The organism is Streptomyces laurentii (assembly GCF_040635425.1).
Classification (GTDB): Bacteria; Actinomycetota; Actinomycetes; order Streptomycetales; family Streptomycetaceae; genus Streptomyces; species Streptomyces laurentii.
The window spans coordinates 20,182-27,007 of record NZ_JBEYHT010000085.1 but is presented as its reverse complement, the minus strand read 5'-3'; the positions used below and the strand labels follow the sequence as shown (position 1 = coordinate 27,007).

5 protein-coding genes and 1 pseudogene are annotated in these 6,826 nt (G+C 71.1%); 5 read left to right on the top strand and 1 reads right to left on the bottom strand.

Annotated features, from left to right (window positions below; translation table 11 throughout):
• Window positions 1-2,132: pseudogene (locus tag ABZ693_RS33240) on the bottom strand (hypothetical protein); the annotation flags it as partial.
• 267 nt (window positions 2,133-2,399) lie between these two features.
• Here ABZ693_RS33240 and ABZ693_RS33235 point away from each other — a divergent pair.
• The 5 genes from ABZ693_RS33235 (at window position 2,400) to ABZ693_RS33215 (ending at window position 6,730) form a co-directional block, all read left to right on the top strand.
• The gene (locus ABZ693_RS33235) at window positions 2,400-3,947 is read left to right on the top strand and encodes a phage tail sheath family protein (protein ID WP_359885100.1); all 1,548 of its coding nucleotides are present in this window, start codon (window positions 2,400-2,402) and stop codon (window positions 3,945-3,947) included.
• Between the two features lie 10 nt (window positions 3,948-3,957).
• On the top strand, window positions 3,958-4,401 hold the full coding sequence (locus tag ABZ693_RS33230; RefSeq protein WP_359885098.1) for a phage tail protein: 444 nt from the start codon (window positions 3,958-3,960) through the stop codon (window positions 4,399-4,401).
• Complete coding sequence (locus ABZ693_RS33225) at window positions 4,401-4,883, top strand: hypothetical protein (protein WP_359885096.1); 483 nt, start codon at window positions 4,401-4,403, stop codon at window positions 4,881-4,883. Before ABZ693_RS33230 ends, ABZ693_RS33225 begins: the two co-directional genes overlap by 1 nt.
• Window positions 4,880-5,023, top strand: a complete 144-nt coding sequence (locus ABZ693_RS33220; RefSeq protein ID WP_359885094.1) for a DUF6760 family protein — start codon at window positions 4,880-4,882, stop codon at window positions 5,021-5,023. The genes ABZ693_RS33225 and ABZ693_RS33220 overlap by 4 nt, the downstream gene beginning before the upstream one ends.
• 930 nt (window positions 5,024-5,953) lie before the next feature.
• Window positions 5,954-6,730, top strand: coding sequence for a hypothetical protein (locus tag ABZ693_RS33215; RefSeq protein WP_359885092.1), 777 nt, complete (start codon window positions 5,954-5,956; stop codon window positions 6,728-6,730).
• The last annotated feature ends 96 nt before the right edge of the window (window positions 6,731-6,826 follow it).

Here is a 6,826-nt window from a genome sequence, read left to right as displayed (position 1 = left end):
GCGGAGGCGGGGTTGAGGAGGGACAGGATCCAGGTGATGCCCGCGATGATGACGGTGGGGATCAGGTACTCGGATAGTTTCGACAGGATCGTGGATTTGAGGTCGCCGGTCTCGGCTTTGATTTCCTCGAAGGCGCCGGCGGGGCCTTCGGTGGCGAGTTTCTTCGCGACCGGGACGCTGGTTTCGACGGTGGCGAGGGCCTGGTCGGGGACGCCCTTGCGGGTGATGCGGGCGCGGATGTTGTCCCAGGTCAGGCCGAGGAGGGAGGCGATGAGCTGGATGATGCCCTTGAGGTCGAACTTCTGCGGCAGGTCCAGGCCCGCCTTGACCGCGGTGCCCAGGAGCCAGGAGACCAGGCCGGTCTTGAGGTGGTCGGCGATGTTCGTGACGAACAGGTGGAGGCCGGCGCCGACGGCTTTGACGAGGTTGCCGAGGAACCCGATGGGGTCCTTGATGATCTTCATGATCGCCGAGGCGGCCTTGGCGAGGATGCCGAGCAGGAGGTTCTTCAGCTCGTTGATCGTCTTGATGACGCCGACGATCGCGTCCTTCGCCTTGTCGATCAGCCCCTTGTTGGCTTCCTGGAGCTTGGTGATCTCCTCATCGATCTTCTTCAGCGCAGCCGTGTACTTGTTGGCCAGGTCCTGCACCAGCTGCTCGGACTTCTCGTTCACGGACGCTTCGAGGTCCTCGAACTTCCCCGCGAAGTCCTTCGCCGCCTCCTGCCCGAACTCCTTCAGATCGGCGGGGAGTTTGTCGACCTCCGCCTTCAGCTCACCCCGGCCCTTCGCGATCCGCGCCTTGGCCTTGCCCAGCTCGGTACCGATCAGATCGGCGACGGAGGAGATCACGGTCCGCATGCGGGCGACGTAGAGCTTGCGTGACTCCTGGTAGAGCTGGTTCGCCTCCTCGGGCAGGCCGGCGAACTTGTCCTTCACCCACCGGCCCTTGCCCCAGAACCCCGAATACCGTTTGTCCTTGTACTTCTTCATGCGGGCCGCCTGGTCCGCCATGAACGCGTCCCGCGCGCCCTTCTCCCCCGCCGTGAACGCGTCGTCGACCTTCTTGTCCAAACCACCCAGGATGTCTTCGACGTCCTTCTTCGTCCCGTCGAAGACCTTCTGCAGCTTCGCGGTGACCTCGGCCCGCTTCTTCTCGTCCTTGCTCTTGGTTTCGCCCTTGCCGCCGTCCACGGACTTCCCCGCCGAAGCCCGGGTGGCGGTCAGCGCGTTCATCGCCTGCGCCCCCGACGCCGCCGCCCCCGCCTTCGCCGTCGACAGCTGCTGACTCTCCGCCGCACGCCCCTTGACGGGGGCCTTCGCCGCATCCGTCTCCGCGGTCTTCTTCGACTTCAGCGCCTGGTCGAACTCCGGCTCGTTGCCCTTCGCCAGCTGCTCCTCGGTGACCTCCGCGTCCGCCAACGCCTTGTCATTGGCCGCTGGCCCCTGAGAGAAGTCCGTCACCGCCGCCGGCTGCTTGTCCGGGACCGCATCCGCGGCGGAGGGTGCGCCGGGGTTTCCGGGCGGGGAATCCGGGGTCATCGGGGTGACCGGCTTGTCCTTCGCCGCCGACGTGTCCGGCGCCGCCTTCGTCGCCGCATCGATGTCCTTGGCCGACGAGTCCTTCCCGTCCGAGACCTTCCCGTCGACCTCCGCCTTGACCTTGTCGGCCTTCCCCGACTTCGAGAACTTGTCCGCCTCGTCCAGGTTCTTCGGCGCCTGCGCCTCGATCGCCTTGTCCACCGCCGCGATGAACGCCGCCTTGTCGAACTCCCCCGGCCTCGCCGCGTTCATCTTCTCCGCGTTCGCGGCCTTCCCCTGCGCCTCCTTGTCATCCGGGGGCGCCACCGCCGCGTCCTGCGCCGACTTCGACTCCGCCACCGCGGGGGCGTGCACGGACAGACGGGACTTCTTCGCCGCCACATCCGCCTTCACCCGACGAAAACCCGGAGCCTGGGCGGCGGAAGGCTTCACCGGAGCCGTATAACGCTGGGCCACCAGACGGGCCACCGCCGCGTTACCCACCGCCCCCTGCAAACGCTGCACACTGTGGGGGGAGATCCGATCGGCCCGGCCCCGGACAGGTACGACGCCGTCGGAACGGTCCGTCGCCTTCTCCGGGGACTCCTTCATCCGTCGCCTCCCGGAACGGCAGCGCACGAGAACGGAACACGGGCGGCCGTCGGACGGGGCCGCGCGGCCAGACTGCCCGTGCCCGCCGCCCGTACCGAGAGGAACGGAGGCAAGCCGGGCACCACGCTTCTTGCCCCATCGGGCAGCCCACGCTGCCCAGGCGGGCGGCCGATCATCCGTTCCAGGTGATCGCCAGGCTGACGAGAATGACGCCGGTCCCCCGCTCGAAGAATCTCGAAGTATGGCGTCGAGGAGAGAGAGCACCGTATGCCGTCGTATCTGTCCCCTGGCGTCTACGTCGAAGAGGTGGAGTCCGGCTCGCGCCCCATCGAAGGGGTGGGCACCTCCGTCGCCGCCTTCATCGGCTTCGCCCAGAAGGGGCCCTTCGACGAACCGACGCTCGTCACGAACTGGAGCCAGTTCACGAGCCGGTTCGGCGACTTCGTCGAGGGGACGTACCTCGCCGCCTCGGTGTACGGGTTCTTCTCCAACGGAGGCGGGACCTGTTACGTCGTCCGCGTCGACGACGGCACCGCGCCGCGCGGCGATACGGAAGCGGGCGCCGGTGAGCCGGACGCGGCCGGGCCCACCGCCATCGGCGCGTACTCCGTCGTCGCCCGGCCCGGCGTCACCGGCACGATCACCGTCGAGGTCGCCGACGTCGAGGGCGACGACCCGCCGTCCGACGCCTTCCGGCTGATCGTCCGGCGCAACGGCAAGCAGGCCGAGGAGTACCCCTCCGTCACCACCAAGCGGAGCAAGGAGAACGTCGCCACCCGCGTCAACGCCGCCTCCGCGCTGATCGAGATCACCGAGCCCGGCACCGGCGCCGCGCCCGCCCGCCCCGAGCCGCAGACCGTCACCCTCGCCCCGCCGCTGCCCGCGCCCACCGGCACCGGTGCGGCTCTCAGCCCCGAGGTGTACGTCGGGGACGCCGACCGCCGCTCCGGCATCGGCGGCCTGGAGGCGGTCGAGGAGATCACCACGGTCGCCGTCCCGGACCTGATGAGCGCGTTCGAGCGCGGGCTGCTCGACCTCGACGGGGTGATCGCGGTCCAGCAGGCTCTCATCACCCACTGCGAGCTGATGGGCGACCGGATAGCCGTGCTCGACCCGCCGCCCGGTCTCAGTCCGCAGGAGGTCGGCGACTGGCGTACGGACAGGGCGGGTTACGACTCGAAGTACGCGGCGCTCTACTACCCCTGGATCGGCGTCGCCGACCCGTCCACCAGCCGCGTCTCCCTCGTCCCGCCCAGCGGCCACGTCGCCGGCATCTGGGCCCGCAACGACGACCAGCGCGGGGTGCACAAGGCCCCGGCCAACGAGGTCGTGCGGGGTGCGGTGGCGCTCCAGACCCAGCTGACGAAGGGCGAGCACGACCGGCTCAACCCGGCCGGCGTCAACTGCATCCGCGCCTTCCCGGGCCGCGGCATCCGGGTGTGGGGCGCGCGGACGCTCGCCTCGGACCCGGCCTGGCGCTACCTCAACGTCCGCCGGCTCTTCAACTACCTGGAAGAGTCGATTCTCGCGGGCACCCAGTGGGTGGTGTTCGAACCGAACGACGACGCGCTGTGGGCGCGCATCCGCCGCACCGTGGCCGCCTTCCTGGTCAACGAGTGGCGCAAGGGGGCGCTGTTCGGGCTCACGCCCGACGAGGCGTTCTACGTGAAGTGCGACCGCGAGACGAACCCCGCGGAGAGCGTCGACGCGGGCCAGGTGATCTGCGAGATCGGTGTCGCGCCGGTCCGGCCGGCCGAGTTCGTGGTCTTCCGCCTGTCACAGCTGACCAGCGGCACCGGTGCCGTGGACGAGTGAGGAGTAGCACGTGCCCCTGCCCGATCTCGACAGTTCCGTCGGACACTCCTTCGGCCTGGAGTTCGACAGCGTACTCATCAGGCAGATCACCGAGGTCAGCGGTCTGAAGATGGAACAGGACGTCATCGAACTCAAGCAGAACACCGCCGACGGCAAGTACGCCATCAAGAAGCTGCCCGGCCGGCCCAAGGCGGGCGAGGTGACGGTCAGCCGCGGTCTCACCGAGGACAACAGCTTCGAGCGGTGGGTCAAGGAATCGCGGTTCGGCCAGATGGCGAGCGCCCGCCGCAACGGCGCCATCATCGTGTACGACTACGAGGGCCTGCCCATCAAGCGCTACAAGCTCATCAACGCCTGGCCGAAGTCCCTGGAGATCGGCACCCTGAAGGCCGGTGACACCTCCGTCCTCACGGAGAAGCTGGTGATCACCTACGAGAGCATGGAAGTCGACTGATGCGGCGCACGGCGGCGGCCGCGCCGCACCAGGCGGAGGGCTTCGGCCCCGAATCGCCCTCGGTTCCGGGGGCCGGCCCGGGGGCGGGACACGGCGCGGACTCCGGCGTGGGGATGCGCACCGAGTTCCCGTTCCGGCTGCCGCGCGGGTACGTGGACGAGCGGGGCGCCGTCCACCGTGACGGGGTCATGCGGCTCGCCACCGCCCGCGACGAGCTGGTGCCGCTGCGGGACGACCGGGTCCGCGAGAACCCCGCGTACCTCTCGGTGGTCCTCATCTCCCGCGTCGTCACCCGGATCGGCGGGGTCGACGACATCCATCCGGGGGTCATCGAGGACCTGTTCGCGTCGGACCTGGCCTTCCTCCAGGACTTCTACCGGCGCGTCAACGCCGAGGGCCACACGCGGGCCGCCGTCACCTGTCCGTCCTGCCAGGAGGAGTTCGCGGTGGACCTCGCCGGTGGCCGCCTGGGGGAATCGTGACGTACGCGGCCGACCAGCTGTACGAGGAGGTCGCGTACCTCGCCTACCACTTCCACTGGCCACTGGATCAGCTCCTCGACCTTGAGCACGCGGAACGTCTGAGGTTCGTCGCCCAGGTGGCCCGTCTCAACGGAGGATGAGGGGGAGGGACCGGAACGATGGGACTGCTGTCCTGGCTGCGCGGCTCAAGGGGCGGTGCCACGACGTCCGAGGCGGCGGCTCCCCGGTCCGGGCCCGCCCCCGACACGACGGACGCGGCGACCCCGGCGGCGCCGGAGGCTCGCGAGGATCGCTTCGACGTGGCCGAACTTCCTCCGATCCAGAGGGTGTTGGAAGCACCCTCTCTGGTCACCGATCCGTCCGGCTTCGAGAGCGGGCTGTCCACCCGGCGGCCGACCGCCCTGACGTCGTCGCTGGGTCACCTCGTGAGCGCCGACGCGCCGAGCGGGGTCGCCGGGGGTGTCACGGCGCCGGTCCAGCGGTCGGTGGTCGATTTTCCGGTACGGGCGCTTCCGGCGCCCTCTCTCCGGGAGACGGCGACCGGGGCGCACCCGGACCGCGCACGCGACGGTGACGTGATCCCGGAGCCGGATGCCGGCCCGGTCGTCAGCCGGGCCCTCGCGGGAACGGACGCCGCGCCGACCGTCGTACAGCCAGTCGCACCTCGGCCCAAGCGGCCTGAGGCGACCGCCGCCGGGCGTCCGGCGGTGCAGCGCGTGACGCCACCTGCGGCACCCGAGCCTGAGCCCGAGGCCGAGTCCGTAGCCGATCAGCCCACCGAGCCGGAGCAGGTGTCCGCGCCCGGCGAGGAGTCGCATACCGAACCCGACGCTCCTGTACGGCCGTTGGTCGGCGACCGGGCCCCGCTCGACGCGCCCGAGCCCACCTCGCCGTCGCCCGGCGTCCAGCGTTCCCCCGGCACACCGACGCCAGCCCCGACTCCACCACCCCCCGCCACACCCCGTCGTGCCCCCGGGCTCGGGGCACCGCTGCCGGAGCTGCCGCCGACGGCCCAGCGGAAGGCTGCGGCCACCGCGTCGACCACCCCGACAACGCCGGACAGCACGCACATGGAGACACCCACGGCCGTACGCGAGGAGCCCGCGTCCCTTCCTGATGCGGCGCCCCTTCCCCCGCCCGAGCCCGCCCCCGAGCCCGTGGCGCCGCTGCTCGCCGACCGGCCGCTGCAGTTGCGTACCGTCGCCGAGGAGCAGGCCGCGCCGGGCGTGCCCGTCCCGCCTGCCGTCCAGCCCGTGCGCTGGGAGCCGGCACCCGCACCCGCCCCCGTGCAGCGCGCGACCGGGGCACCCGCCCGGGCCGCCGCGACCACGCAGCGACAGCAGCAGCGACCCACCTCCGCCGCCGAGCCAGTCGTCGCCCGGTCCGTGTCTCCCGCAGCCTTGAACTCCCCGCCCCCGCCCCGCGCGCCGCGTGATGCCGGGGACGTGGCCGTGGCCGCCGGGATCGCGCAGCGAATGTCCGACGGGAGCGTGGTGTTCCTGCCGCCCCCGCCACCGGTCCAGCGGGCCGTCTCACCCGCGTCGGGCCCCTTCGTCCAGCGCGAGACCGTCACCGAAGAACCCCCGCCGCCCGATCCCGCACCCGAACCGACCACCGCCGCCCCGGAACCGGCCCCCGAGCCGGAGCCTGGACCCGAGGCGTCCGCGCCGCCAGGCGCGCCCGCCACAGGGGCACCCGGCGCTGCGGGCACACCTGGCGCGCCCGGCACTCCCGCCGTCACCGACGAGTTCGTCCGCGCCCTCTACCCCCCGCTCGCCCGCCTCCTCAAGGCCGATCTGCGCCTCGACCGCGAACGCGCGGGCCGGCTCCTCGACACCCGCCCCTGAAACCTGAACCGCGAGCCCCGGACCAAGCACCCCGCACCCCGGACTCCGGACTCCGGACTCCGCACCCTGACTCGTATCCGAGAGGAGTGAGCTCCC

Coding starts and splice junctions, on each gene's coding strand:
- ABZ693_RS33225 (WP_359885096.1), top strand. CDS start 4,401: ATGCGGCGCACGGCGGCGGCCGCGCCGCACCAGGCGGAGGGCTTCGGC.
- ABZ693_RS33215 (WP_359885092.1), top strand. CDS start 5,954: ATGGAGACACCCACGGCCGTACGCGAGGAGCCCGCGTCCCTTCCTGAT.
- ABZ693_RS33235 (WP_359885100.1), top strand. CDS start 2,400: ATGCCGTCGTATCTGTCCCCTGGCGTCTACGTCGAAGAGGTGGAGTCC.